The organism is Marivita hallyeonensis (assembly GCF_900129875.1).
GTDB lineage: Bacteria > Pseudomonadota > Alphaproteobacteria > Rhodobacterales > Rhodobacteraceae > Marivita > Marivita hallyeonensis.
In genome coordinates this window covers 56,044-82,858 of record NZ_FQXC01000005.1, presented here as the reverse complement: position 1 = coordinate 82,858, position 26,815 = coordinate 56,044, and the positions used below count along the sequence as shown (strand labels likewise).

At 60.6% G+C, this 26,815-nt stretch carries 30 protein-coding genes; 11 read left to right on the top strand and 19 right to left on the bottom strand.

What is annotated here, in order from left to right:
• Nucleotides 1-72: 72 nt before the first annotated feature.
• The 3 genes from BUA42_RS16575 to BUA42_RS16565 are packed head-to-tail and all read left to right on the top strand — an operon-like array spanning nt 73 to nt 1,777.
• Nucleotides 73-387, top strand: a complete 315-nt coding sequence (locus BUA42_RS16575) for an H-NS histone family protein (protein ID WP_072779450.1) — start codon at nt 73-75, stop codon at nt 385-387.
• A complete protein-coding gene (gene deoD / locus BUA42_RS16570; RefSeq protein WP_072779449.1) occupies nt 388-1,095 on the top strand; it encodes a purine-nucleoside phosphorylase in 708 nt (235 codons plus the stop codon).
• A 49-nt stretch (nt 1,096-1,144) separates the two neighbouring features.
• Complete coding sequence (locus BUA42_RS16565; protein WP_072779448.1) at nt 1,145-1,777, top strand: hypothetical protein; 633 nt, start codon at nt 1,145-1,147, stop codon at nt 1,775-1,777.
• A 3-nt stretch (nt 1,778-1,780) separates the two neighbouring features.
• Here BUA42_RS16565 and BUA42_RS16560 read toward each other — a convergent pair whose 3' ends face one another.
• From BUA42_RS16560 to BUA42_RS16530, 6 genes are all read right to left on the bottom strand, one after another.
• On the bottom strand, nt 1,781-2,626 hold the full coding sequence (locus tag BUA42_RS16560; protein ID WP_072779447.1) for an urea carboxylase-associated family protein: 846 nt from the start codon (nt 2,624-2,626) through the stop codon (nt 1,781-1,783).
• A gap of 122 nt (nt 2,627-2,748) precedes the next feature.
• Nucleotides 2,749-3,918 carry a type III PLP-dependent enzyme gene (locus BUA42_RS16555; protein ID WP_072779446.1) on the bottom strand — a complete coding sequence of 390 codons (1,170 nt, stop codon included), beginning with the start codon at nt 3,916-3,918 and terminating at the stop codon, nt 2,749-2,751.
• Between the two features lie 494 nt (nt 3,919-4,412).
• Nucleotides 4,413-5,615 (bottom strand): CaiB/BaiF CoA transferase family protein, encoded by a 1,203-nt coding sequence (locus BUA42_RS16545; protein WP_245819044.1) that lies wholly within the window; start codon nt 5,613-5,615, stop codon nt 4,413-4,415.
• A complete protein-coding gene (locus BUA42_RS16540) occupies nt 5,612-6,388 on the bottom strand; it encodes an enoyl-CoA hydratase/isomerase family protein (protein WP_072779443.1) in 777 nt (258 codons plus the stop codon). Before BUA42_RS16540 ends, BUA42_RS16545 begins: the two co-directional genes overlap by 4 nt.
• Nucleotides 6,389-6,473: 85 nt before the next feature.
• Nucleotides 6,474-7,157, bottom strand: a complete 684-nt coding sequence (locus BUA42_RS16535; protein ID WP_072779442.1) for a GntR family transcriptional regulator — start codon at nt 7,155-7,157, stop codon at nt 6,474-6,476.
• 9 nt (nt 7,158-7,166) lie between these two features.
• On the bottom strand, nt 7,167-9,983 hold the full coding sequence (locus tag BUA42_RS16530; RefSeq protein ID WP_245819043.1) for an FAD-binding and (Fe-S)-binding domain-containing protein: 2,817 nt from the start codon (nt 9,981-9,983) through the stop codon (nt 7,167-7,169).
• A gap of 197 nt (nt 9,984-10,180) precedes the next feature.
• Between BUA42_RS16530 and BUA42_RS16525 the strand changes: the two genes are divergently transcribed.
• The 5 genes from BUA42_RS16525 to BUA42_RS16505 all read left to right on the top strand — a co-directional run bounded on the left by BUA42_RS16525 (nt 10,181) and on the right by BUA42_RS16505 (nt 14,793).
• Nucleotides 10,181-11,368 (top strand): pyridoxal-phosphate-dependent aminotransferase family protein, encoded by a 1,188-nt coding sequence (locus BUA42_RS16525; protein WP_072779440.1) that lies wholly within the window; start codon nt 10,181-10,183, stop codon nt 11,366-11,368.
• 32 nt (nt 11,369-11,400) lie between these two features.
• A complete protein-coding gene (locus BUA42_RS16520) occupies nt 11,401-12,381 on the top strand; it encodes a TRAP transporter substrate-binding protein (RefSeq protein ID WP_072779439.1) in 981 nt (326 codons plus the stop codon).
• A 107-nt stretch (nt 12,382-12,488) separates the two neighbouring features.
• Nucleotides 12,489-13,031, top strand: coding sequence for a TRAP transporter small permease (locus tag BUA42_RS16515; RefSeq protein WP_072779438.1), 543 nt, complete (start codon nt 12,489-12,491; stop codon nt 13,029-13,031).
• Nucleotides 13,031-14,311 (top strand): TRAP transporter large permease, encoded by a 1,281-nt coding sequence (locus BUA42_RS16510; RefSeq protein ID WP_072779437.1) that lies wholly within the window; start codon nt 13,031-13,033, stop codon nt 14,309-14,311. The genes BUA42_RS16515 and BUA42_RS16510 overlap by 1 nt, the downstream gene beginning before the upstream one ends.
• A 62-nt stretch (nt 14,312-14,373) precedes the next feature.
• A complete protein-coding gene (locus BUA42_RS16505; RefSeq protein WP_072779436.1) occupies nt 14,374-14,793 on the top strand; it encodes a GlcG/HbpS family heme-binding protein in 420 nt (139 codons plus the stop codon).
• Between the two features lie 107 nt (nt 14,794-14,900).
• Here BUA42_RS16505 and BUA42_RS16500 read toward each other — a convergent pair whose 3' ends face one another.
• The gene (locus BUA42_RS16500; protein WP_072779435.1) at nt 14,901-15,680 is read right to left on the bottom strand and encodes a succinate dehydrogenase iron-sulfur subunit; all 780 of its coding nucleotides are present in this window, start codon (nt 15,678-15,680) and stop codon (nt 14,901-14,903) included.
• Between the two features lie 148 nt (nt 15,681-15,828).
• Between BUA42_RS16500 and BUA42_RS16495 the strand changes: the two genes are divergently transcribed.
• The gene (locus BUA42_RS16495; RefSeq protein WP_072779434.1) at nt 15,829-16,905 is read left to right on the top strand and encodes a glycosyltransferase family 4 protein; all 1,077 of its coding nucleotides are present in this window, start codon (nt 15,829-15,831) and stop codon (nt 16,903-16,905) included.
• Between the two features lie 125 nt (nt 16,906-17,030).
• Entirely contained in the window at nt 17,031-17,804 is a 774-nt protein-coding gene (locus BUA42_RS16490) for an FkbM family methyltransferase (protein ID WP_218588642.1), read from the top strand.
• On the opposite strand, the gene BUA42_RS16485 is transcribed toward BUA42_RS16490, so the two are convergent.
• The 11 genes from BUA42_RS16485 to BUA42_RS16435 form a co-directional block, all read right to left on the bottom strand.
• On the bottom strand, nt 17,795-18,115 hold the full coding sequence (locus tag BUA42_RS16485) for a hypothetical protein (RefSeq protein WP_072779432.1): 321 nt from the start codon (nt 18,113-18,115) through the stop codon (nt 17,795-17,797). The two genes, BUA42_RS16490 and BUA42_RS16485, sit on opposite strands and share 10 nt — an antisense overlap.
• Nucleotides 18,112-18,519 carry a hypothetical protein gene (locus tag BUA42_RS16480; RefSeq protein ID WP_072779431.1) on the bottom strand — a complete coding sequence of 136 codons (408 nt, stop codon included), beginning with the start codon at nt 18,517-18,519 and terminating at the stop codon, nt 18,112-18,114. The genes BUA42_RS16485 and BUA42_RS16480 overlap by 4 nt, the downstream gene beginning before the upstream one ends.
• The gene (gene sdhA / locus BUA42_RS16475) at nt 18,519-20,324 is read right to left on the bottom strand and encodes a succinate dehydrogenase flavoprotein subunit (RefSeq protein ID WP_072779430.1); all 1,806 of its coding nucleotides are present in this window, start codon (nt 20,322-20,324) and stop codon (nt 18,519-18,521) included. The genes BUA42_RS16480 and sdhA overlap by 1 nt, the downstream gene beginning before the upstream one ends.
• Before the next feature lie 21 nt (nt 20,325-20,345).
• Nucleotides 20,346-20,717: a succinate dehydrogenase, hydrophobic membrane anchor protein gene (sdhD, locus tag BUA42_RS16470; RefSeq protein ID WP_072779429.1), complete on the bottom strand. Its 372-nt coding sequence runs from the start codon at nt 20,715-20,717 to the stop codon at nt 20,346-20,348.
• Between the two features lie 10 nt (nt 20,718-20,727).
• Nucleotides 20,728-21,114, bottom strand: coding sequence for a succinate dehydrogenase, cytochrome b556 subunit (sdhC, locus tag BUA42_RS16465; protein ID WP_072779428.1), 387 nt, complete (start codon nt 21,112-21,114; stop codon nt 20,728-20,730).
• Nucleotides 21,115-21,269: 155 nt separating this feature from the next.
• Nucleotides 21,270-21,935, bottom strand: coding sequence for a DUF1194 domain-containing protein (locus BUA42_RS16460; protein WP_072779654.1), 666 nt, complete (start codon nt 21,933-21,935; stop codon nt 21,270-21,272).
• Nucleotides 21,936-21,984: 49 nt separating this feature from the next.
• The gene (locus BUA42_RS16455) at nt 21,985-22,707 is read right to left on the bottom strand and encodes a DUF4344 domain-containing metallopeptidase (protein ID WP_072779427.1); all 723 of its coding nucleotides are present in this window, start codon (nt 22,705-22,707) and stop codon (nt 21,985-21,987) included.
• Complete coding sequence (locus tag BUA42_RS16450) at nt 22,704-23,735, bottom strand: MaoC family dehydratase (protein WP_072779653.1); 1,032 nt, start codon at nt 23,733-23,735, stop codon at nt 22,704-22,706. Before BUA42_RS16450 ends, BUA42_RS16455 begins: the two co-directional genes overlap by 4 nt.
• A 41-nt stretch (nt 23,736-23,776) precedes the next feature.
• Entirely contained in the window at nt 23,777-23,980 is a 204-nt protein-coding gene (locus BUA42_RS16445) for a DUF1737 domain-containing protein (RefSeq protein ID WP_072779426.1), read from the bottom strand.
• Nucleotides 23,981-23,983: 3 nt separating this feature from the next.
• Nucleotides 23,984-24,535: an NnrU family protein gene (locus BUA42_RS16440; protein WP_072779425.1), complete on the bottom strand. Its 552-nt coding sequence runs from the start codon at nt 24,533-24,535 to the stop codon at nt 23,984-23,986.
• Nucleotides 24,536-24,538: 3 nt separating this feature from the next.
• The gene (locus BUA42_RS16435) at nt 24,539-25,396 is read right to left on the bottom strand and encodes an HpcH/HpaI aldolase/citrate lyase family protein (protein ID WP_072779424.1); all 858 of its coding nucleotides are present in this window, start codon (nt 25,394-25,396) and stop codon (nt 24,539-24,541) included.
• A 196-nt stretch (nt 25,397-25,592) separates the two neighbouring features.
• Between BUA42_RS16435 and BUA42_RS16430 the strand changes: the two genes are divergently transcribed.
• The gene (locus BUA42_RS16430; RefSeq protein ID WP_425435039.1) at nt 25,593-25,907 is read left to right on the top strand and encodes a hypothetical protein; all 315 of its coding nucleotides are present in this window, start codon (nt 25,593-25,595) and stop codon (nt 25,905-25,907) included.
• Between the two features lie 20 nt (nt 25,908-25,927).
• On the opposite strand, the gene BUA42_RS16425 is transcribed toward BUA42_RS16430, so the two are convergent.
• Nucleotides 25,928-26,683, bottom strand: a complete 756-nt coding sequence (locus BUA42_RS16425) for a sulfite exporter TauE/SafE family protein (protein WP_072779423.1) — start codon at nt 26,681-26,683, stop codon at nt 25,928-25,930.
• Nucleotides 26,684-26,815 lie beyond the last annotated feature (132 nt).

The window sequence follows — 26,815 nt, the reverse complement described above, 5'->3', positions numbered from 1 at the left end:
GATATGAATTGACTTTTGTCGAAACTCCTCTCATCCCGGCTACATAAAAAGAACACGTGGTAGGAGAGACCTATGGCCGTCAATTTGGACAAAATGTCGAAAGACGAGCTCAAAAAGCTGATCAAAGACGCCGAAAAAGCCCTGAAATCCCTGGAAACACGCCGCCTTGCGGAAGCCAAGAAAGCCGCTGAAACAGCCGCGAAGGAATATGGTTTTTCGCTCGACGAACTCCTGGGTGGATCGCCGAAGAAAAAAGGCGCAAAAAGCGCGCCGAAATACGCCAACCCGGCGGATGCAAGCCAGACCTGGACAGGTCGCGGTCGCAAACCAAACTGGGTGAATGACGCGCTCAAAAGCGGGAAGTCGCTGGACGATCTTGCAATCTAAATGACTGTCCATATCGGAGCAGCCCCCGGCGATATCGCCGAAACCGTTCTCATGCCCGGCGATCCATATCGCGCGAAGTGGGCCGCAGAGACGTTTCTCGAAGACGTCAAACTGGTCAACGAGGTGCGCGGCATGCTGGGGTTCACCGGCATGTGGAAGGGCCACCGCGTTACGATCCAAGGCTCCGGCATGGGCATGCCTTCTTTATCCATCTACGCAAATGAACTGATCCGGGATTACGGGGCGAAAACCCTGATCCGGATCGGCTCTTGCGGCGGGATGCAAAAACAGGTGAGCATTCGCGATGTCATCATCGCCATGACCGCCAGTTCGATTTCAACACCGTCGACCGGGATCTTCCGCGAACTGAACTTCGCACCGTGCGCCGATTACGGCCTCTTGCGCGCCGCCGCTGACGCCGCGCAAGTCAAAGGTATCACCACGCATATCGGCGGGATATACTCGTCAGACGTGTTCTATGACGAACGCCCCGATCTGAATGAACAGATGACGCGCCACGGCATCCTGGGGGTCGAGATGGAAGCCGCCGAGCTTTACAACCTTGCAGCGCGCCATTCGGTCCGGGCCTTGGCCGTCCTGACCGTCTCGGACCACCTGCAAACCGGCGAAGCCTTGCCCTCCGAAGATCGCGAACGCAGCTTCGGCGACATGATCGACATCGCGCTGACCGCAGCTTTCACCGAATAGCCGCAATCCAACCCGTATTCCTGCCGCATTCCGTTGGCACTCAACGGACATGCCAAATTTCCTTATCGGCCTCTACGTCCTGTTGACCACCCGCGTGCCAATCCCCACGAACACGATGCTGTTCGGCATGTCGACATTGGCAGCCTACACGCTCCTGGCCCCGTACTACGCCGCCTTCACCGAAATCGGATTGATTCTCCCGGTGCTGTGCGCGCTCTTCGGATATGTTTTCGTGGTCGGTTTGAACGTACCGGCAACGGTCGAGCGCCTTGAGCGCGAAAACGGCAAAGTCACGGGTCCACGCGCCTTTGCCGTTCCGTTCATTCTGTGCTCGGTCGCGATCTTTGCACCCAGTCTCGAATGGGCGCAGCACGCCATCAGCCTGCTGCTTGCAGGCGTCGCCATGGTCTTTGCAATCTTCACCATTGGTGGGCCATCCAATTCGAAATCGGAACTCTTCGGCGAAGGCTGGGACGAGGGCAAACGCAACGCCGCCAACTGGCATGTCGCCCGCCTGGTCGCACTGATCGTGGGGAATGAGCTTGTCTCCCGCACCGGCACGCCGACAGATTGGGTCATCGCCATGTGCCTCGGGCCTATCGCCCTGCACTACCTGATGTATTGGACTATCATCGTCACCCACCCGTACGAGAACCGGAACGACGATTTCCGGCAGGACTGATCTTCACCTTCCGTGACTGCGGTCATAGGCATTGACCGCAGGCGACGTCCACCCTTCCAAAGCACCGTCCGCCGGGCGCAATATCTCCACCCTCAACGGAAAACACGCCGCAGCATCGCTCGAATGCTCCGCCGAGCAATCGCCGCCCGGACACGCGCTCAAGGCGCCCAATACGTCAATCTCGGCAAAGAACGTGATGTGATCGCCCGGCCGCACCGGGCTGGCCTTCATGAAATACTGCCCGGTGTCCCGCGTGAACCCCGTACACATGAACACGTTCAGGACGTCGTGCACATACGGTTCCGCATCGGCCAAAGATAGGCCCGTCACATCAGCCAGCGCCCGCGTCAGGTTCGAATGGCAGCAATGATGGTACTGCGTGCCGGCAAGAAGGTTGCCCGTGTACGGATCACAGCGCGTGCCGATCACGTCATGCACCGACCCGCCGAAATCGTCGATCCCGTACCAATCCAGACTGTCCTCGACGACCGTCGCCATCGGCCGCAGCGTCGGAAATGAAGACCACAGCCGGTCGCCGGTGGAAACATGCGTCCCATGCAGCGCGCGTGTCTTGCCGGAATAGAACCGCTCCGACAGATCATCCGCGTGCCAGAGGTTCAGATCACCCACTTGCGGCCCGTCGATGCTGACAATGCGAAAGAACCCGCCAGCGGAGACCCGGAACGTGCAGGCCTCGCGCGGGGCCGCGGTGACCGCATCCACAATCTCCGCACCAGCCAACGCAGCTTGATACAACGCCATGTCCGGCTGCGGCAGGGTGTCGGTCGGATAACAGATCACCGGCGCAATCGCACGGCGCGCGTCGGCATCGTCAGGGGGAAGAAACATAGGCAGCTCCGGGTCTTTTGAACACGAAACGCGAAGCCCACCACAAAAACAAGCGTAGGCCGGACAGTTCTGTCCGACCTACACGGCCCGCCGCGCCCCTCCCTGGCGCGAAAGGCAAAATCTTAAATCGCGATGACGTCCAGCGGCGGGAAACCGTTGAAGCCGACCGACGCATAGGTCGAGGTATAGGCCCCGCAGTTGCGGATCACGATCCGGTCGCCGGACTGCAGACCCAGCGGCAGTTGAACCGGCTGCTTTTCGTACAGCACATCCGCACTGTCGCAAGACGGACCCGCAAGAATACAGGCTCCCGTCGGCTCGTGGTCACGGTCAGTGATGAACTGATAGCGGATCGCCTCATCCATCGTCTCGGCCAGCCCGGAGAACTTGCCGATATCCAGATACACCCAGCGGTGCAGATCGCTGTCCGACTTGCGGGACACGAGCAGCACCTCTGCCGCAATCGCACCAGCTTCGGCCACCAAACCGCGACCCGGCTCCGCCATGATCTCTGCGATGTCACCAAAACGCGCGTGGATTTGGCGCATGACAGCCGCTGCATAGTTCTGCGGCGCGTCCAGTTCCTGACCGTAGAACGCCGGGAAGCCACCGCCGATGTTCAGCAGCGACAGCTCGAACCCTTCGGCTTTGAGCCAGTTCCAGACACCCGCCACCTGATCAAGCGTTTCGCCCCACATCTCGGCTTTGCGTGTCTGCGATCCAACGTGAAACGACAAACCGACCGGCTTGAGACCAAGGTCGATGGCCAGACGGAACAGCGCCGGCGTCTTGTCGAGCGCACAGCCAAACTTGCGCGACAGCGGCCAGTCGGCCTGAAGCGATCCGACGATCAGACGAATGTAGACCTGCGCGCCGGGTGCGTTCTGCGCCAGTTTGCGCAGCTCTTCTTCGGAGTCGGCGGCGAAATGCGTGATCCCGCGATCATGCGCCCACGCAATGTCGGACGCGCGTTTGATCGTATTGCCGAAGGAAATGCGAGATACATCGGCACCTGCCGCAAGGCACATCTCGATCTCGACCCGCGACGCCGCGTCGAAATTGCTGCCCAGCGCGGCGAGCGTCCGCAGGATTTCCGGAGCCGGGTTCGCCTTGACCGCATAGTGGATGCGCGCACGCCCCAGACCCTGTGCCAGCGCCGCGTATTGCCGCGCCACCGCCTCGGTGTCGATCACCAGCGTCGGGCGCTCGAAACGATTGCTCAGGATAAAGGCTTCCGCACGGGATACAGATGCGGAATCGCGGGCCGAAAGCCCGGTTACGTATGCGTTCATTGGTCATCTCCAAAAGACCCGGCCATTCCGATTGCTCGGCGCAGACCGCTCAGTTCCAAGGGAGACGTTACCGTCGCTACGTAACCGCGTGGGTGCAGGTCCTGCTTGCCCACCTCGCCAGAGGCGCGTGCGTTGGCGTCTGTGGAGGCGCATATGGGGCCGATCGCGAGTCGAAGCAATAGAAAAAATCGTGCAGATTCAATTTTTTTCCGAGGGATCGTTTTCGTGTCTCAAACACATCTTCGGGCTCTCCTCCGCCCCCATCTCCGCACCACAAAACGCACAACGCCACCGCCCGGGCGCAGTCCGCCGCCATCGGCAGGCCCGTGTCAGAGTTGTGGTGCGGCGCTGCCAGTATAGATATCCGAGGACACCAATCAGGAGCAGTATCAGGAGAACAGGCATAGCGGACCTTCTCTGACGACAAGTCCGGAGATGCAAGCAGGCGCCGCAATTCGGCAATCGGGCGTTCCAGTAGCCTCAAGTCTGCAGGGTCATGCTACGATCAAAGCCCCCTGTCGGCGAAGCGCATCAATGTGATCCGGCGAGTAGCCGTACTCGGAAAGGATCTCCGGGCCGTGCTCGCCCAGTACGGGGGCCGGGCGGGTCACCGCGCCGGGGGTTTCGCTGAATTTCACCGGCAGGCCGATGGCCTTCACCGTTCCTGCTTTCGGGTGCTGCGTCTCGACGATCATGTCCCTCGCGTGGGCTTGCGGATCCTGATGCATCTCGCAGATATCCATGACGGGTCCGGCGGGCAGGCCTGCAGCCTCCATACGGTCCAACCAGTCGTCGGTGTCGCGCGTCCTAAGGTGGTCTTCGAGCAGCGGAACCAGCGCGGCAAGGTTCGTCATGCGATCCCGATTGGTGGCGAAACGGGCATCGCTTTCAAGCTCGGGCGCGTCGATGACGTCGAGCAGACGCAGCCAGTTGCGTTGGTTCGCTGCGCCGATATTGATCCAGCCATCGCGTGTGCGGAATGATTGGTAGGGTGCGTTCAAAGGGTGGGCCGACCCAAGTGCGCCTGGGGCTTCGCCGGTCGCGAAGGCAATCGCGGATTGCCAGTAGGTAAGGGATATCCCGGCCTCGAAGAGCGACGTATCGACCATCTGGCCTTCTCCGGTCTTTTGCGCGTGCGAATACGCCGCGATGCACCCCATCGCCGCAAGAAACCCTGCCGTAATGTCAGAGATCGGAGCTCCCGGTTTCACCGGCGGGCGACCGGGGCCTTCCCCGGTGATCGACATGAGGCCAGACATGCCCTGCGCAATCAGGTCAAACCCACCACGCTCCGCATAAGGTCCGGTACGGCCAAACCCGGAAATGGCACAATAGACGAGTTTCGGATTGCTCTGGCGCAGCGTCTCGTATCCAAGACCGAGCTTCTGCATCGTGTCGTGCCGGTAGTTCTCAACCACCACGTCGGCGCTATCCAGCAGGGTGCGCAAGACCTCGATCGCGTCCGGGTCCTTCAGGTTCAACGAAATACCGCGCTTGTTGCGGTTCATCATCATATAGGCGGCGCTTTCACCGTTGATTTCGGGCGGCAGAAAGCGGCGGCTGTCGTCACCGTCCGGTTTTTCGACCTTGATCACATCTGCGCCCATATCGGCCAGCATCATGCCGCAGGCGGGACCAGCCATGATATGGGCCAATTCGATGACTTTCATTCCCCTGAGGGGACCGTGACCGCTCATGTCCCGCTCCATTCCGGCTTTTGCTTGGCGAGGAACGCTTCGAGCCCGTGCTTGAAGTCGTTGCTCATGTAGCACAGGGCAATCAGGTCATTGTCCTCGACCGCCAACGCGGCGCGGTTGCGACGCATGGCTTCCTTGGTTGCGCGAAGTGTCAGCGGCGCCATCCCAGCAAGGTGCTGTGCCAGGACATCGGCGCGGTCCAGAAGTGCGGCCTCGTCAGGCAGCACTTCAGAGATCAGGCCACACGCCAAAGCCTCATCCGCCCCCATGAGGCGTGCGGTAAAGATCATCTCACGGACGCGGCCCGCGCCCATAAGCTCGCTCAGCCGTGCGAGGTTCCCGGCGTTCAGGCAATTGCCCAGCGTCCGCGCAATGGGAAAGCCGAACTTGAGCTGCGCACTGGCGATCCGGATATCGCAGGCCGCCGCGATGGACGCGCCACCGCCTGTGCAGGCGCCGTGCATCGCCGCCACGGTGGGAACCGGGCACTGATCGACCGCTGTCAGAACGCGCGTGATCTCGTCTTCGTAATCCAGCGCATCCTGTTCTGTCTCGAAGGCGCGGAACTGGGTCATGTCGGTGCCAGCGGCAAACGCTTTTCCGCCCGCGCCCATGATGACCATCGCACGCACGGATCCATCGGTCGGCACCGATGCGCACAATTCAGCGAGCGCTTCGTACATGCCGAAGGTGATCGCGTTTCGCGCCTCAGGTCGGTTGAACGTCACCCAGAGCGTGTGACCCCGTTTTTCGGATATCAGGTCCTCGGTCATCTGTTCTCACCTCCCCTATGAGCGCAACTGACTGCTGATGTGATGGAATTGTTGTGGATCAGGCCTTGTGGCACCGCATGCCGCGTCAGTGCTGCTCGACCTCATCCGACGTCTCGGCCATGGCTTTGATATGCGCGGCGTATTTGTTCATCATGTGGGTCTTCATGAGCTGACCCAACCCTTCGGCATCCCGTGCCCGCAGCTTTTCCATCATCTGCTCGTGTTCCTGGATCGCCTGCGCCCAGCGTTCTTCTGACAGGTTCACCATGAACCGCGCGCGACGAACACGGGCGGCGAGCATGCGGTGATGGGATTCAAGGATTTCGTTCTGCGCACCTTCGATCAGGGCGTTGTGAATGTCCTGATTGGCCTGAAAATACGATTTCCGGTCTCGCGAGATGAAGGCTTTGACCATCGCATCATGGCGCTTTTCGATGTGGGCGATGCCCGCATCCGACAGGTTTCGGCACGCAAGCTCACCGGCAAGCTGTTCCAGCATCGCGATGACGGGGAACGTGTTTTCAAGTTCTTCACGCGTCACCTCGGCCACGCGTGCGCCACGGTTTGCCTGCAGCACCACCAGCCCCTCTGACGCCAGCACCTTCAACGCTTCGCGCAGCGGCGTCCGCGACACTCCGAAAGATTCGCACAGGTCCTTTTCAGGCACTTTCTCGCCCGGCTTCAACGCGTCTTCGACGACGAGGTTGCGCAACCGTTCTACAAGTTCTTCGTGCAGCGTCGGGCGTTTGATGCTTTCAGTCAGGTTCATATCCGCATCCTATCCATCAAGGGCCTGATCCAGCAAGCGCGCCACGTGCATTGCGCGGCGCGGTGTGCCATCTGCGATCTGGTGGCGACAGGACGTGCCGTCCGCCACGATAAAAGCGTTCGTAGGTGCCGCCTCCAAAGCGGGGAAGAGGTCCAGATTTGCCATCTTCAACGACACGTCAATCGTGTCGGGGGCATAGCCAAAGGCGCCAGCCATCCCACAACAACTGCTTTCTATCATGTGCACTTCCGCCTCCGGGATGCGTTTCAGCAGATCCAGCATCGGCGTCACCGCATCGTGCGCCTTCTGGTGGCAGTGACCGTGAACATAGATTGGCCGGCCCAGCGGCTTCATTCGCAGGTCGGACCGTTTGGCCAGGAACTCCTCGAACGTATGTGTCGCGCCCGCCAAGGCCTCCGCGTCCGGACCCGGGCAAAGGGCGAGGAATTCATCGCGGAAGGTGAGGATCGAGGACGGTTCCAGCCCGACGACCGGAATGCCCTTTGCGATGGCATCCTTGGTGGCGTCGATGACGCGCTGCGCCTCGGCCCGGGCCTCCTCGACACAACCGACGGCCAGCAAGGTGCGCCCGCAATCAAGTGCGGTGCCAGACCCATCCCGTGCGACCGCCACGCGCAAGCCGGCAGCGCGAAGGACGCGGACGGCAGAGCGCAAGTTCTCCGGCTCGAAGTAGCGGTTGAACACGTCGGCAAAGAGCAGGACGTCCGGGTCTGCATCCTGCGCCTCGTCATCCCGGAACGGATTGGACGACCAGACCGGCAGGTCACGGCGGTGCGACACGCCGGTCAGACCCTCGGCCATACGACGCACCGGCCCGATCTTGTTTCGCAGGTTCATCAGCCACGCGAACTTCGCCGCTTTGGGTGCATAGCGGGGCAGGTAGCCCACCAGCTTTTCTGCCAGTGTGAGGCCGGTCTTCTTCCGCCGCGCTGCCAGCACTTCGATCTTCATCCGCGCCATGTCGACGCCGGTCGGGCATTCCCGGCGGCAGGCCTTGCAGGACACACAGTACTTCATCGTGTCGGCCATTGCGTCGGAGGTCAGGCCACCCGGCATCTGCCCGCTGATCGCAAAGCGCAGGGTGTTCGCCCGTCCACGTGTGGCGTCCCGCTCATTACGGGTCGCGCGGAAGGACGGACACATCACGCCTCCCTTCAGCTTCCGGCAGGCGCCGTTGTTGTTGCACATTTCAACCGCGCCCTGAAAACCGCCGGCAGCACCCGGCCAGGCAGACCAGTCCAGCGCAGTTTCGAATTCTGGCACCTCGTAATTCGGTCCGTAGCGAAACACCCGGCGATCATCCATCGCGGGTGCATGGACAATCTTGCCCGGGTTCATGAGGCCTTTGGGGTCGAACCGCGCCTTGACCTCCTCGAACGCCGAAACGATCCGAGGCCCGAACATCTTTTCGTGGAATTCGGACCGCACGATCCCGTCGCCGTGTTCGCCAGAATGCGAGCCTTTGTAGTGCTTCACGAGATCGAAAATCTCGTCCGCCATGGCGCGCATGGTTTTGACGTCCTTGTCTTGGCGCATGTTCAGGATCGGGCGCACATGCAGACACCCGACCGACGCATGCGCGTACCATGTGCCTTTTGATCCGTATTTCGTGAAAACGTCGGTGACGCCCTGCGTGTATTCGGCCAGATCGGGCAGCGCGACGGCGCAGTCTTCGACAAAGGAAATCGGTTTGCCCGCGTCTTTCATCGACATCATCACGTTCAAGCCGGATTTCCGGTATTCGGCGATGGCGCCCTGCAGGCCGTTGTCGGTGACAGGCACCACGCCGCCCCACGTCTTTCCCGTCCCGGTGAAGGCAAATCCAAGGTCACCCATCATCTGGGAAAGCTCGGCCAGCTTGGCCGCGTTTCCTTCGGCACTGCCTTCCGCAAACTCGACCAGCAGCAACGCGGCGGGATCGCCTTCGACAAACGCCTCGATGGTTTTGCGGAACAGCGGAATATCCCGACCCAGGGCGATCATCGTATCGTCGATCAGTTCGACGGCTTGCGGGTTCAGCGTCACCAGATGCTGCGCGGCATCCATCGCGGCGTAAAAAGTCGGGAAATGGCAAACGCCGGTCACCTTTTCGCCCGGCAGATGCGCAAGGCTCAGCTCCAGCTCGGTGAAATAGGCAAGCGTGCCTTCGGACCCCACCAGAAGATGCGCCATATTCACTTCGTAACCGGTCAGCGCGTCGATGTTGTAGCCCCCGACCCGGCGCTGAACCTTCGGAAAGCGCGCATCGATCTCGTCGGCCTCGCGCCGCCCAAGCGCACGCATGTCGTTGACCAGATCGGCGTAGACGCCCGGCTCGGGGTTCGCACCGTTGAACCGGGCCTTCGTACCATCCGGCAAAATGGCCGATATCGCGCGGACATTGTCGCGCATGATTCCGTAGCGTAGCGATTTGCCACCCGAAGAGTTGTTCGCCGCCATCCCACCCAACGTGCATCGCGACGCTGTTGACGGATCGACCGGGAACCACAACCCATGCGGCTTGAGCGCACGATTCAACTCGTCCAGCACCAAACCCGGCTCGACCCGCGCGGTCAGTTTCTCGGTGTCGATGTCAAGAATACGGTTCAGATGGCGCGTGTTGTCCAGCACGACCGCTCGGTTCACGGTCTGTCCGCATTGCGAGGTGCCACCCCCGCGCGGGAGGACGGGCGTTTCCTCTTCCCGCGCGATGTCCATCGCCGCTTCGACATCCTCGACCGAACGCGGAACAACCACCGCTTCGGGAATCATTTGGTAGATCGATGCGTCTGTCGCGTAGCGTCCGCGCGACGCGGGATCTGTCATCACATCGCCAGAGATGGCAGCGGTCAAACGGCTGGAAAGACGGGCATTCTCACGCATGAGCCTTTGATTATCCTCCCCTGTCGGCATCCTGTTTTCGACGCCAAATTTTTTAGTTGACTGAATTATGAATTCATAATTACGTTTTATCAACAGCTAATCGCGCCGACCAAACGGCGCTTGTGGGAGGACCAGATTCGATGCGCCAGGCTGGCAGACATTTCTTGCAAATTCCGGGGCCCAGTGCGGTTCCTGATCGCATTCTCAAGGCCATTGGCCAGCAAACGATCGACCATCGCGGACCCGATTTCGCCGCGGTAGGCCAGAAGGCGCTGGAGGGAATGAAGACCATCTTCAAGACCAAACAGCACGTCTTCATCTTCCCCTCGTCCGGAACGGGCGCGTGGGAAGCGGCGCTGGTGAACACGATGTCTCCCGGAGACAAGGTTCTGATGTTCGAAACCGGGCATTTCGCGACCCTGTGGAACAAGATGGCACGCAAGATCGGGCTTGAGCCGGAGTTTCTAGAAGGCGACTGGCGCGGCGGGGCCGAACCTGACCGCATCGAGGCCCGTCTACGCGAAGACACCAATCACGAAATCAAGGCAGTCTGCGTCGTTCACAACGAAACGTCGACGGGGTCCGTTTCACCCATCGCCGACGTGCGCAAGGCTATCGACGCGGCAGGTCACCCGGCGCTCTTGATGGTCGATTCGATATCCGGCCTCGCCTCCGTCGACTTCCGCTTCGACGAATGGGGCGTCGACGTGTGTGTCTCCGGTTCTCAAAAGGGTCTGATGCTGCCACCGGGGCTTAGTTTCAACGCTGTAAGCGACAAGGCGCTGGAATACGCCAAGTCGACAACCATGCCGCGCAGCTATTGGGATTGGCATGATATGGTCGGCCCGAATGCTACAGGGTACTTCCCGTACACACCGGGCACAAATCTGCTTTATGGCCTGAACGAAGCGATCGACATGCTGCACGAAGAAGGGCTGGACAACGTCTTCGCACGTCACGCCCGTCATGGTGCTGCGACCCGTGCGGCTGTGCGCGCTTGGGGCCTCGAAGTGCTCTGCGCACGGCAGGGCGAGGAATCAGGCGTCCTGACCGCCGTTCTGGTTCCGCACGGCCATTCGGCCGATGCGTTCCGCGCGACGACACTCAAACATTACGATATCTCCCTTGGCAACGGCCTGTCCAAGGTCGCGGACAAGGTGTTCCGGATCGGGCACTTGGGGGATTTCAACGATCTGATGCTGATGGCCACGTTGTCCGGCGTGGAGATGGGCCTCGCCAAAGCCGGCATCCCGCACAATGCGGGCGGCGCGCAGGCGGCAATGGAGCATCTCAAGCATACAACGGAAGAGCGGTTCGCCGCTGAATAGCGCCCGGGAGGGGGCATAAAGGGAGGAAAACCATGAAACTCAAAGCAACCATACTCGCCAGTGCGGCAGCGATCGCGATGCCACTTGCGGCAAGCGCTGCGGACCTGACACTGCGCTTCGGCCATGTCGGCAACCCCGGATCGCTGTTCGAGGCATCCGTCAACGCCTTCGCGGAATGCGCCAACGGCAAACTGGGTGACCGCGCCGAAGTGCAGACCTTCGGGTCGAGCCAGCTTGGCAATGACCGCGAGCTTCTGCAGAAGCTGAAGCTCGGTCAGGTCGATTTCTCGCTGCCATCATCCGTCATGTCGTCGGTAGCACCGGAATTCGGCGTGTTCGAAATGCCTTACATCGTGCAAGATCGCGACCACATGCGCGCGATCCAGGCTGAACTGGGCGACACGTTCCAGGAAGCCGCGATGGGCGAAGGCTACCGGATCATCGGCTATTTCGAAAACGGCTTCCGCCACATCACCAACAACGTGCGCCCGATCAACACGCCCGAAGACCTTCAGGGCGTGAAACTGCGGACGCCCAACGGTGAATGGCGCGTGAAGATGTTCCAGCTGTATGGCGCGAACCCGACGCCGATGTCGTTCTCTGAGGTGTTCACCGCGCTTCAGACCAACGTTATCGACGGGCAGGAAAACCCCTACGCCCAGATCGCGTCGGCCAAGTTCCAGGAAGTGCAGGAATACCTGTCGATCACCGGGCACGTCTACACCCCCGCGTATGTACTGGTCGCGGAAAGCCGCTGGCAGCGTCTGCCGGAAGATGTCCGCGCCGATCTCGAGGCCTGCGGGTCCGAGACACAGGACTTCGTCTACGATCACGCGGCCAAGCTGGAAGAAGAGCTTCTGCAAGTGATCCGTGATGCCGGTGTTGCGGTCAATGAAGCCGACAATGCGGCCTTTATCGAAGCCTCGGCACCGATCTACGAAGAGTTCGCAACCACCGTCGAAGGCGGTGCAGAACTGATCGAGAGCATTCAGAGCCTCGCATCGGGGTCCTGACCTGAACTGCGCAGGGGGCCAATCACGGCCCCCTGCCCGCTTTGGGATAACCAACCATGACTGCTTCTTCTGAAATCACCGGGCCAAGTGCCCGGCGGGGGCCACCTATGCTCAATTCACTGCGCAAATTCTTTGAGGTCGTTCTCGAATATTTCGTGATCTTCCTCATGGTGATCCTGACAGCCATCGTGGTTGTCGCGGTCATCTACCGACTACTGGGATCAAGCCTCGCCTGGTACGACGAGGTGGCCGCGATCATGCTGGCCTGGATCACGTACTACGGCTCCGCGCTCGCAGCGCTGCGCCGGCGGCATATCGGCTTCGACTCCGTTCTCCTGTCCATTCCAATGCCCGCGCGCATGTGGGCGGTGATGCTTGCCGAAGCCATCACGGCAGGTTTCTTCATCCTGCTGGCCTGGGCCGGATACACGGTGATGACAATCCTGGGCGGCATGTCGCTGACGTCGCTCACCTGGGTACCGATCAGCTTCACGCAGTCCGTGATCCCCATCGGCGCCGTTCTGTTCGTGATCTGTCAGGCCCTGAGCCTGCCCGATTACTGGCGGAAGACAGCGGGCGGTGTGTCGCTCGAACACGCCGAAATCGAAGAAGAAGTTGAAACCGAGATGAAGAAAGCGGGGAACGCCTGATGCTGATGCTGGGTATTTTCATCGCCATGGTCGCGATGATCTGTCTGAACGTGCCAATCGGCGTTGCCCTGGCCGTGTCAGCCATTCTCGGATTGCTGGTGCTCGAAGGCGCCGGATCCCTGGTGAATGTGGCTCTGGACATGTATGGCGGCGCGACCAAGTTCTCACTCATCGCGATCCCCATGTTCGTCCTTGCCGGGGCCATCATGAACGCAGGCGGCATCACCGACCGTCTGATCAACTTCGTGGCAGCCCTGATCGGGTTTATCCGCGGCGGTCTCGCCCATGTGAACATCGGAGTGTCGCTCTTCTTTGCCGAGATTTCCGGTTCTGCCGTGGCAGATGTGGCGGCGATGGGATCGGTGATGATCCCGCAAATGAAGAAACGCGGCTACTCCGGGGCCTTGTCGGCCGCCGTGACATCCTCGTCCGCCTCACTCGCCATCATCATCCCGCCGTCGATCCCGATGATCCTTTACGCGACCTCGGCCAACGTGTCGGTTGAGCAATTGTTTGTGGCCGGTGTCATCCCGGGCCTCATGGGCGCCGCTGGCCTGATGGGCGTCGCCTATTACTTCGCCGTCAAATACGACCTGCCACGGGAAGAGGCGTTTTCGGGCCGCAAGCTTTGGGAAGCCTTCGTCGACGCCCTGCCGACCTTTGCTCTGCCGGTCATCATCCTTGGCGGTATCTTCGGCGGGTACGTGACCGCAACCGAGGCCGCCGGTCTGGCCGTTCTGGCCGCCATCGCGATCAGCCTCTGGTACCGCCAGGTCGATCTCAAGCACCTGCAGCGCTCCATGCTGGACGGCGGCATGCAGACGGCGGTGGTCATGCTGCTGGTTGCGGCTTCGGTTGTCATGGGCGGTTTCCTGACGCGGGCGCAATACCCTCAGGAACTTGCCGGAGCCATCCTGAGCATCACCGACAACAAGTGGGTCGTGCTGCTGATCCTGAACTTCTTCTTCCTGATCATCGGCTTCTTCCTCCACTCCGCCGCCGCGATCATCCTCGTGGTACCGATCGTGATCCCGCTGATCGACGCCGTGGGCATCAACCCGATCCATTTCGGCCTCGTCGTGACGCTCAATCTTGCCATCGGCCAGCAAACGCCGCCTGTGGCCAGCGTGTTGATCACCGCCTGCGCCGTGGCACGCGCAAACATCTGGGACGTGACCAAGGTGAACGTGTACTTCATCGCGGTGCTTCTGACAGTGCTCCTGATGTGCACCTACATCCCGGCGATCCCGATGTTCCTGGTGGATTACTTCTACAACTAACTCCCTCGGTCTGTCCGCTCTCTCTCCCGGCGGGCAGACCACCTTTTTTCGAAAGCCCCAACATGAATCTCGATCTCGCCAACGCCCTGATCACGTCCTCCCTCGACTACCGCCGCGACCACGACATGAAGCCCCTGACCATCGCCGTCATCGACGCCGGAGGCCATCTCGTCGCCCTGCAACGCGAAGACGGCACCAGCAACCTGCGCGCCGAGATCGCACAAGGCAAAGCCAAAGGCGCCGTCGCCATGGGCCTCGGTTCCCGCGCACTCTTCAACCGCGCGCAAGAACAACCTTACTTCATCGACGCCATGAACGCCCTGAACAACGGCAGCCTTGTTCCCGTCCCGGGCGGCGTCCTGATCAAACAGAACGGCACGCTGATCGGCGCCATCGGCATCACCGGCGACAGCTCCGACAACGACGAAGCCTGCGCCGTAGCCGCCATCGAAGACCACGGATTTGTTGCTGAGACTGGCTGATCACACGCGTTTGCGCAAAAGGGAGCCCGTTCAACGAAGGTAACGAAAAACCCGCCAAGGCGGGTTTTTTGCTATCTCGTTAAGAGGACTGTAGTCGGCTTGACGATTTACACGTGCCGTTCGACCATCATCTTCTTGATTTCGGCAATCGCCTTGGCCGGGTTCAGGCCTTTCGGACAGGTCTTCGTGCAGTTCATGATCGTGTGGCAGCGATAAAGCTTGAACGGGTCTTCAAGCTCATCAAGCCGCTCTCCCGTCGCTTCGTCGCGCGAGTCGATGATCCAGCGGTATGCATGCAGCAGCGCCGCCGGTCCAAGGTAGCGGTCGCCGTTCCACCAGTACGAAGGGCAGGATGTTGAGCACGACGCGCACATCACGCATTCGTACAGCCCATCGAGCTTCTTGCGATCCTCGATGGACTGTTTCCATTCCTTTGCCGGACGGTTCGTCTTGGTCTCGAGCCAGGGCATGATGGACGCGTGCTGCGCGTAGAAATGCGTCAGATCGGGGATCAGATCGCGCACCACCGGCATGTGCGGCAGCGGGTAGATTTTGACGTCACCCTTAATCTCGTCCAAGCCGTAAATGCAGGCCAGCGTGTTGATCCCGTCAATGTTCATCGCGCAGGAGCCACATATGCCTTCGCGGCAAGACCGGCGGAAGGTCAGCGTGGGATCGATCTCGTTCTTGATCTTGATCAGCGCGTCCAGAACCATCGGCCCGCATTTGTCCATATCGACAAAATACGTGTCCACACGCGGGTTCTCGCCATCATCGGGGCTCCAGCGATAAATGCTGAATTTCCGGACGTTTGTCGCGCCCTCGGGTTTCGGCCACGTCTTGCCGGTGCGGATCGTCGAATTCTTGGGGAGTGTCAGTTGAACCATAACAGTCTCTGTTGCCTTCCTGCCATCGTCGCCACGGCCTGGCAAAAATGCCAACCGCATCCGCGCGGGATCGTGTATTCTTCGCGTTAGATAACTAAGCCATCAAGGCAAAAAAAGACAGGCAAACACAGGCAAAAAGGGACAAGAGATGCAAAATGCCGCAGCGGCAAAGCCTCTGATAGAGCAGAAAAAAATGCTGTGCCTGCCCTCGACCGGCGGCAACCCGTATCAGGCTTTGCTCTACTCCAAACTCCCGGGCGACTTCGACACCGATTTTGCGGGTCCCGGCGGGCTCGACCGGCTTCGTACGACGGATTATGACGTGATCCATGTCCATTGGGACGATCGCATGTTCGGGCGCGGCGAGGATACCGCCGAGGACGAAACCGCACTCGATGAGTCCCTGAAAGAGCTCCGCGCGTTCAAGCGACATGGCGGCCGGATCGTCTGGACCATCCACAACGACGCGCCTCACAAGGAACGCAATCAGGCGATCTTCGAACGAGGCCGCCGCGCCTTGGTCGATCTGGCGGACGCCATCCATGTCCACGCCGATCACGCGGCAGACCACATGGTCGAAACCTACGGGGCCAAGCGATCCAAGATCGCCGTCATCCCGCACCCCAGCTATCTGGGCGCGTATGAGACGTCGAAGAAAACGCTCGCCCGTGGCCTGCGCAAAAGCGACGTGCGGGAATTCCTGTTTTTCGGCATGTTCCGTGGTCCGAAAGGAGTTCATGCGATTCAGGACGTCGCCGCAAAGCTGACCCGCCGCGAGGTGCCATTTCACTTGCGGATGTACGGCAAAGCGTTCTCCTCGCAGGCGCGTCTCCTGCGCCGGCTTGACGCAAACCCCAATGTCGATCTGCGCACGGACCGCATCCCTGACGACGAAATCCCCGACATCTTCGGCGCTTCCCATGTCTTCCTTGCGCCCTACCAGTCGCTCTTTACCTCGGGTTCTGTCATGCTGGCCCTGACCTTCGGCCTGCCGATCATCGGACCCAATATCCGCGAGCTGCGCGAAACCACGCCCGAGGCGTGTCATCATCTGCTTTACGACCCCGCCTCGCCGCGCGGGCTGATCCGAAGTATGCTGCAGTTCATCGAGATGCCGGATATGGAACTTCGGAAGGCCCGCAAAGCCTGCTTTGACTTCGCAAAGGACCGAAATCCAAGCAAGATAAGCACAGAGATCGCCGAACTTTTGCAGGCCGCGCAATAAGCGTTGAATTCTTCGGTCAAGCCGGGAAACTCGATCGCAACCAAATCCGGCTAACGGATGACCGGCGCATCTCGCGCCAGAGCAGAGAGTGAACGACCATGGCACGGGCACGCCCTTTTGAATTCGTGAAAACCCTTAATCGTCTTGGCGTTGGGCTTGAACCGACGGGCAGTGGTGACGCGGATCTTGCCGGTCGACCGCGCAAGCTGATGAACAAACTGGCCCGGCAGGGCTACACCGTGGAACGCACCGGGCTCGACACCAAGACCCTGCAGGGTTACGGCTTCGAACCCGATGTGGTGTTCGATATCGGCGTCGATTTCGGCACACCCGAGCTTTATAACGCCTTCCCCGACCGGAAGTTCGTCCTCGTCGACCCGGTGAAAGAGAGCGAGCAAAAAGTCGAATCCTGGCGCGGCCGGATCGACTATGAGTTCCATTGCTGCGCGGTTGGAGCAAAAAAGGGTGACATCACCCTAAATGTCCCCTCGACCGAGGCCAAGACCCGTCACAGCCGCGCCTCGATCCTTGAATTCGAAGATGGCTATAACGACGTCTTCGCCTCTATCGAGGAACGCAAAATTCCGATGAAACGGCTGGACGAGATCTCAAAGGGGTACAAAGGCACGTTCGGGATCAAGATCGATACCGAAGGCTACGAACTCGAAGTTATCAAAGGCGCGACGCAGACGCTCAAGAAAACTGAATTCGTGATCGCCGAAGCCTCCGTACAGATGCGGTACAAGGACGGTTATCGCTTTTCCGAACTGGTCGCGGCGATGGCCAAGAACGGCTTCGAAATCCTCGAATTCCTGCGCCCGATCCGGCCCGATGCCGCGGATTGCGACGTGCTCTTTGCCCGCTTCGACAGCGGACGCTTTCACCTCACTCAGGACTGACGCAACAACGCCGGTAGCCCCTCGGCAGCCAGACAGGTCAGCGTTTCGGGCTGCGAGACGATGTCGGTCACGATCTGCACGGTGCTTTCCGTCGGTCCGGTCACGCTGTCAATCGCCAGCGCCCGGATCTGCACCGCACTGGCGTTGTCGATGATGCAGTTCAACGCAGGCTCAAGGGGTACGCCAGGAAACCGCTCTGCCAGCACCGGCGTGATCGCCGACCGTGCAGCTTCGCGGGCGATCTCGTCCTGTGCCTGCGGTGAACAGGCCACCAAAAGTGGCAAGGCGAGCCAGATCAGACGCGTCCTCATCGGGGGCAATACCGCGATCCGCCGTGCAACACGTTTGCACCTGCAGGACAGGTGGCTGACACCCCTGTCTCCACGTTGAGGCGCTCCCGGTAGTTCGTAGCCCGAACCGGCGCGGTCGCACGCATCGGCGCAACCGGCTGCCCATTTGTCACGCGGGCAAGACAACTGCGATAAGCCGAATCGATCATGCCCCGAGCAAGGCCTCGCCCGATCGACGCGCCCAACACGGATGCGCCGCTCGAATAGTCCGTGTAAGTTCCGCTGCCGCGCTGCCGTGCCGCCTGATACGCGGCTTCACATTCCTGCACGGTTTCGGCCGGACGGTCCTGATAGGTCAGGATTTGTTGCTCGGAACAGGCTGTCAGCCCCAAAAGACAGACAGAGACCAGAGCAACAAAACGCATCAGAACGTCCTTTCCTTCGGAGCGATTTTCTTAAGTGCGATGCCACCTTGGTCTTCGGTGGTCAGCGGGTCAACCACAACCGGACGATAGCTCAGCTCTGTCTTATTGCCCTCGACCCGCGCAATGGTGTGCACGCGCCAGTTCTCATCATCGCGTGTGGTGAAGTCCTCGTGCGCGTGTGCGCCGCGGCTTTCCTTGCGTGCCTCCGCCCCGGCGATCGTCGCCAAAGCGTTGGGCATCAGGTTGGTCAGCTCCAGCGTCTCCATCAGATCGCTGTTCCAGACAAGGCTGCGGTCGGTGACCTGCAGGTCATCCAGCTTGCCCGCAATCGAAACCATCTTGTCGAGGCCCTCTTTCATCGTCTTGGCGGTGCGGAACACGGCAGCATCGGCCTGCATCGTCTTCTGCATCTCCAACCGCAATTCCGCCGTCGGCACGGTACCCGACGCGTTGCGCAGGCTGTCGAAACGATCGAACGCCTTGTCCACCGAAGCTGTATTCGTCGATGGCACCGCGCTCTCTGGATCGACCACCTTGCCCGCGCGGATCGCCGCCGCACGACCAAACACCACGAGGTCGATCAACGAGTTCGACCCAAGACGGTTTGCACCATGCACCGACGCACAGCCCGCCTCGCCGACGGCCATCAGGCCCGGCACCACGGCGTTCGGGTCGTCCTTGGTCGGATTCAGCACCTCGCCCCAGTAGTTCGTCGGTATGCCACCCATGTTGTAATGCACCGTCGGCAGAACCGGGATCGGCTCCTTGGTGACATCCACACCGGCAAAGATCTTCGCGGATTCCGAGATGCCCGGCAGCCGTTCCGCCAATGCTTCGGCCGGAAGGTGAGACAGGTTGAGATGGATGTGATCCCCCTCGTCGCCCACACCACGCCCTTCGCGGATCTCCATCGTCATGGATCGAGACACGTAATCCCGCGGCGCGAGGTCTTTGTAGTTCGGCGCATACCGCTCCATGAACCGCTCGCCTTCGGAGTTGGTGAGATATCCACCTTCACCACGCGCGCCTTCGGTGATCAGACAGCCGGAACCGTAGATCCCCGTCGGGTGGAACTGCACGAACTCCATGTCCTGCAGCGGCAGACCGGCCCGCGCCACCATACCGCCACCGTCCCCGGTGCAAGTGTGCGCAGACGTAGCGCTGAAATACGCGCGGCCATAGCCACCCGTCGCCAGCACCACCATCTTGGCGTTGAAGACATGCATCGTGCCGTCATCGAGCTTCCAGCAGATAACACCGGTACACGCCCCATCGTCCGACATGATCAGGTCGATGGCGAAATATTCGATGTAAAACTCGGCATTGTTCTTGAGCGACTGACCATACAGCGTGTGCAGGATCGCGTGACCTGTCCGGTCCGCAGCCGCACAGGTGCGCTGCACAGGCGGGCCTTCACCGAACTCAGTCGTATGGCCCCCGAACGGACGCTGGTAAATCTTGCCGTCTTCTGTCCGAGAAAAAGGCACGCCGTAATGCTCAAGCTCATACACCGCCTTGGGCGCTTCACGGGCGAGGTACTCCATCGCGTCCGTGTCGCCGAGCCAGTCCGACCCCTTCACCGTGTCGTACATGTGCCACTGCCAGTGGTCCGGGCCCATGTTCGACAAGGACGCGGCGATGCCGCCCTGCGCCGCCACCGTGTGCGACCGGGTCGGGAAAACCTTGGTCACGCACGCCGTGCGCAGCCCCTGTTCCGCCATGCCCAGCGTAGCGCGCAAACCTGCGCCGCCCGCACCCACGACCACGACGTCATATTCATGCGTCTCGTATTCGTATGCAGCCATATTCTTAGAAGCTCCGATGTCTCAAAGGGCCATTTTGGCGATTGCGAAGACGCCGATGGCGGCCGCGCCGTAGCTGATGCAAGTCATGCCGAGGATCAGGACCTTTTCCCAAATCCCGTGCACATAGTCTTCGATCAGCGTCTGGAAACCGTCATTGAAGTGCTTGAACCCCACGATCAGCGTCAGCGCCGCGATGATCGCCGGGAAAGGACGTGCGTAATAGGCCTGAACCTCTTCGAAAGAGGAGCCCAGCACACTGCCGAAGGTAAAGACAAAGAACGGGATCAGCACCAAGAGCGCCACGGACGATTTCTTCATCGCCCAGAAATGCTCTGTTCCGGATTTCGCGGCGCCCCAGCCGACAGCGCGTTTACGGTCTGTTAGAAAAGCCATGTCTCGCCCCTCACCAAAGCACAACGACAGAGAAAACGGTCAGGACAACTGACCCGATCACCACGGCCCAGCCCAGCGGCTCGGCCTTCTCCAGTTCAAGCATCTTCGCCTCGTCCCAGATCAGGTGCCGGATCCCCGCCAGCGTGTGATACCAGAGCGCCCAAAGCGACAGGAACATCACCAGATCACCGAACCAGCTTGTGACAAACCCGTTCGCAACGGCGAAATAGTCTTCACCCGTAGACGCGGCCAGCAGCCACCAGACAATCATCAGGGCCGCGACGATCAGCGCGTTCCCGGTGATACGTGTCAGAATGGATGTGACAGAGTTGAGCTGTGGGCGATACACCTGCAGGTGCGGTGACAGGGGGCGGTTCCCCCGATTGACGTCAGCCATGGTCTGAGTCCTTTTCGGTTCCTGACCGTCTTTGTATTGGTTTTGTGACCCGAGTCACGGGACACGACCGCGCAGAGGCGCGGTTTTTTGGCGCAACACGACAGATTTTCGGGAACTCGTGATCACACGCGCAAAATGCGTGATCACATTTGCGACTATCGGCGCAACTCTGCGGTTTGTTTGGTAGTTTCCCGGCGCAGCTTTTGCCGGATCCGTTTGGGATACTCTTTGAAATCCGACGCAGTCACAACGAAAGCCCCGTCGCCGTAGATAACGTTTTCCCAGAAATACCCCGTCAGGTCCTCCTCCGCGCTTTCGATGACGATCGCATTCACCGTGATACTCTCGGCGCGCAATGCCGCGCGCAACCGGGACGGTTCCACACCTTCGTTCGACGTGCCGTCCCCCGACACATCGATGACCCGTCGTTTGCAGTGCGGCACGTTTTCGAACTGCGCGATGGACTTTTCAAGCGCCTCCCCAATCGCCGTCGAGAAGTTGCGCCAGATGCGCGGGTCAGCCGCCACTTCATCAGCAAAGGCGTCCAGACCCTCAAAGCTGTCGATCGTCCGCCACGGCACCGTCACCTTCTGGCGCCCTGATCCCGTCCACTGCAGCACCATCACCTCGGCCCGCGCGGCAACAAGCGCTTCCGATACCGCCGGATCCCGCAAAGCCGCTGCCATACCGTCGCGCTGCAACCGGTATTCCCAACTGTCCACCGAACCGGAAACGTCCACTGCCAGCACCAGTGCGAGGTCACACGCCCACCCTGCGGTCGGCAGAAGGGCAGACAAGGCCGGAAGAATACCGCGCAGCATCATCCTGCGATGTTGCACGCCGCCACGCGCCGCGTCTCTCACATTCGTGTCAGTTGCCCAGAACCGTAAACAGGTCGCGCAGGTGATCTTCGAACTCCTGGCACATGATGATCGACTGATCTGACGGATCGTAAAACGCGTTGGCCTCACCACAAGGTTCAACCCGCACCAGGATTTCCGACGGAAACGCGAAATCCTCATTCAGCGCCGCAACCTCGGCACCGATGACGTCCGACGTGATTGACCCGGGGCCTTCCGTCACAAAGGCCATCGGCACGCCGTCTCCCGTCAGGTCGTCGAACACCGCGCCCCAACTGTCCAGCGCGAGGTCATACTCCTCCGGACAATACTCCGCACGATCTTCCGGAAGCCCCATGTCCTCGGCGAACACGTCCCGCGTCTCCGGGTCGCCGCCGTAGAACAAGCAAACCGTGTTGTAGAAACGCTGCTCATCCGGCCCGTGCACGTCCCAATACGGCACCGGATCGTCGTGGTTGACCTCCGCCTCGGCCCAGAACCCGTCCGAGACGTCATACGCCATCTGCAAGGCCGCTTCCGGCTCAAAGAACTGGTCAATCAAAAGGATCGACGCCACATCCGCCGCGTCTTCCTCCTGCCCGAAGACCGGCATCTGAAGCACGTCGATCAGGGCGTGCCCAAGCTCATGGTAAAAGATGCCAAGAATATTCGCTTCGACAAACGCATCCTCCGCCTCATCCGCACACAGAGGCGTCGCGGCGAGGGCCAGCGTCAGTCCAAGCGCCGACCTCATGTCGGCATCAGCGCCCAGTAGTCCAGATCAAGAAGGACATGCGGCAGGTACTTGCCGTCCTCTCCCTTAAGTTCGAACGAACCCGCCGCCTTGGTCGCCACAAGCCGCAACCGCACCGCGCCAACCCCCGACATGTCGGTCTCGGCCTTGTCGAGCACCTCGGACCACGCGCGCACGGTGTCGCCACTGAAGCACGGATTCGCATGCGCGCCACCGTTCAGGCCCACGATCATCTGCGCATTCGCCAAACCGTTGAACGACAGCGCCCGCGCCATCGAAATGACGTGCCCGCCATAGATCAGCCGCTGCCCATCGGGCCGGAACGTCGCATCGAAATGCACCTTCGCCGTGTTCTGCCAGAGCCGCGTCGCCATCATGTGCTCGGCTTCCTCGATGGTCACACCGTCCACATGGTCAATGGTCTCGCCCACCGTGTAGTCGCCCCACCGGTGTGGTTCGCCCGCCAACTCGAAATCGTAGTCCGTGAAATCCAGACCCTTCGGGATCACCAGATCCTCGACCGGCACCACCTTGCTCAACTCAGGCACCACCGTTTCGGGCGCGGGCGCATCGACATCCCGCTTCCGCACCATCACCCAGCGCACATATTCCATGACGACCGTGTCGTTCTGATTGATCCCGCGCGTGCGGACCCAGACGACCCCGGTCTTGCCGTTCGAGTTCTGCTTGAGCCCGATCACCTCGGATTCAGACCGCAGCGTGTCACCCGGATAGACCGGGGCAAGCCAGCGCCCCTCGGCGTACCCAAGGTTCGCAACCGCGTTCAAAGACACATCCGGCACCGTTTTGCCGAACACCACATGAAACGCCGCCAAGTCGTCGATCGGCGACGACGGTAAACCGCAGGACTGCGCAAAAAAGTCGGACGAATAAAGCGCATGTCGCGCAGGATAAAGCGCGTGGTACAGCGCCCGCTCACCGCCCGACACCGTCCGCGGCACCGCGTGACGGATCACCTGACCCACCGAATAATCCTCGAAAAAGCGACCCGCATTCGTTTTGGACATCGGTCGTTCCTTGGTGATTTCGCTTTGCACGTTCATCGGGGTCACTCCTGTCCAAGCGTCATGTCGGGGCTATAGGGTTTGTCGATCTCTTTGGTCACCGCCTGCCCGCAGCGCATCACGCCATTGGCCTGATCGAACGCGTAGGTCGGTGTGCCGTACAGCTCCCAGCCTTTGCTCAATGCATCCGACACCTTGTGGCAAAAAGCCGATGTGTCATCCTCGGTCAGAAATCGGTAGATTTTCATAGCTCACCCCGGAAACGGCCAAACGCCCAGCCATGCGTGAAGACCTGTCATCACGCCATAAGCGACGAGTGTGATGATCACGAGAACCACATCCTTCTTCGCCTCACCCGGTTCGGGCCGATCCCACACCGGCTCAGCCCGATTGATCAGGATCACCTCGAGCACCGCCCAGATCAGCATGCCCCCAAAAAGGATAATCGCCGCCAGATCGCCGTTCACCAGCAAATGTGCCACTGCCCAGATCTTGACGGCGGTCAGTTGCGGATGCCGCATTTTCCCGCGCAAACGCCCGGTTGTTGCGCTCATACCGAAGACGAACACCGCGACAAGCATCAGAAGGTTGTTGATGTGCACCATAAAGCTCGGCGGGGACCAGACAGGGATGAAGTCCGCCCCGCGATAGCCCCAGATCATCAGGCCAAGGCTGATGAATAGGAGAACCGCAACGATACCTTTGCCCTTGTCGCCCATCGCCGCGCGCCGTTCCGGGGCGACGCGTTTGAAGACATGCGCCAGTATCCACAGCGCAAGACCGAGTGTCAGAAGGGTGAACATGGCTTATCCCGCAGTAATTGCTTCAATCGCCTCGGACTTTGCCAGTATTTCGCGCGCAGTGGCAACGTGAAGGTTTTCGACGATCTTGCCATCGACCACCGCGACCCCCTGCCCAGCCGCCTCGGCCTCTTCGAACGCCGCGATTTGTCGGCGGGCCAGGTCGATCTCCTCGGGCGCCGGCGCAAAGGCCGTATTCGCAATCTCCACCTGCGCCGGATGGATCAACGTCTTGCCATCGAACCCCATGTCACGCCCCTGCGCGCATTCGGCTTTGAGCCCCTCGTCATCCTTGAACGCGTTGTAAACGCCATCGACGATCACCAACCCCTCAGCCTTCGCCGCCAAGAGGCACAGCGACAACGACGTCAGCATAGGCAACCGGTCCGGCCGGAACCGCGATTGCAACTCCTTGGCCAGATCATTGGTCCCCATGACCATGCCCGCCAGTTTCGGATGCGCCGCGATCTCTGCGGCATTCAGCATCCCGCGCGGCGTCTCCATCATCGCCCAGATCGGTAGGTCTCCGGTGATCTCGGCCAGTGCATCAAGCTGCGCCGCGCTTTCGACTTTCGGCAACAGCACCGCGTCGCAGTCCATGTTCCGCACCGCCTCCGCATCTGCGCGGCCCCATTCGGTATCTAGCCCATTGATCCGCACGATCTTCACCCGTGGACCATAGCCGCCGCTCGCCAAGGCCTCTGTCAGCGTTGCCCGCGCGGCAGGCTTTTCGTCCACCGCGACGGCGTCCTCCAAATCGAAGATGATCGCGTCCACCGGCAGCGACCGCGCCTTTTCCAACGCGCGATCTTTTGACCCCGGGATATAAAGAACAGAGCGGTAAGGGCGGCTGCGCATGTCCATGTCGGGTCTCCTGATCGGCGTCACGCGAAATAATCTTGCGCCAGACAGCTACATTCTTTTCCAAAAACTGCAAGCGCCGATGTGCCGCAGCGCAGAAAAAAGTCACTCGATCCCCGCTCCCGAACGCACCGTTAACCAAATGTAAGGCCCCCATACGGACGCTTCCCGCCACATTCAGCCATATCGGGGGACGGCCATGCACACGACTTTCTGGAAGATGACACTGCTCACAATCGGCGCGCTTCTGACGACCGCGACGCTTGCCAATGCACAAGCCAATTGCGCGCCGCGCGAGCAGGTGATCGAACGCCTCGCCTCCGCCTACGGAGAGACGCGGCAATCGGTGGGCCTCGCGCAAAACAACACCGTGGTCGAGGTGTTCGCGTCAACCGAAACCGGCACCTGGACGATCACCATCACCAACGCGCGCGGCCTGACCTGCCTCGCGGCCAGCGGTCAATCCTACGAACAACTGGCAGAGGCGCTTTCGAAACCGTCCGAAGACGCGTAGATCGGACAAACATGTCCCGCCTAGGTTACGGCATCCCAGATCAGCTTTGATCCGGTCACCGTGAGCAACACGTAGGTCAGACCGAAAAACAGGCGTTCGGGCACCAGATGATGCGCCCGGATGCCAATCCAGGTTCCCAGAACCGCAAACGGTGCAAGAAACACGTTGATTGTCAGCGTTTCCACCGTGAAAAACCCCATCCCGGCATAGATGACCGCCTTGAGCACGTTCATCGCCCAGAAAACAATGACAGTGGACGCCTGATAGGTCGTCTTGCTCAGCTTCCGACCCAGCAAATAGACCGCCGCCAACGGCCCGCCTGCATGGCTGATAAAGCTCGTGAAGCCGATCCCGACCCCTGCCGTGATCCCCAGCGTGGCCGACGTCTCTTGAGTGCCAAGACGGAACACACCCATCGCCTGTGCGACCTGCCAGACAACAAACCCAATCGAAATCGCCCCGATGATCAGCCGGATCACATCCGTGTCCACGAGCCCGAAAAAGACCGCGCCGAGGATCGTCCCCGGCACACCGCCGATCAGCAACAGCTTCACATCGGGCCAGCTCCATTTCTTCCAGTAGGCTGGCAGGCTCGACACATCGATCAGCATCAACAACGGCAGCATGATCCCAAGCGCCATCGCGGGCTCGAACGCGAGCGCCAGAATCGTGGCGCTCGCAAAGGCCGCGCCAGACCCGAAGCCGCCCTTCGACACCCCGGCAAACAGCGCTGCGGGGATGCCCAGAGCAAAAACTGTCCAGCTCAGAGCCTCCATGCCCGCCTCGCTAAGCCTCAGGTTTTTCAACACATATCCCGCCAAGCCCCGCCGCACCAGCAAAGACGCGCGTCTGCGCCGCACTTGCGAAATACACCCACTCGGACTAGCACAGCGCCAAACTCAAAACGG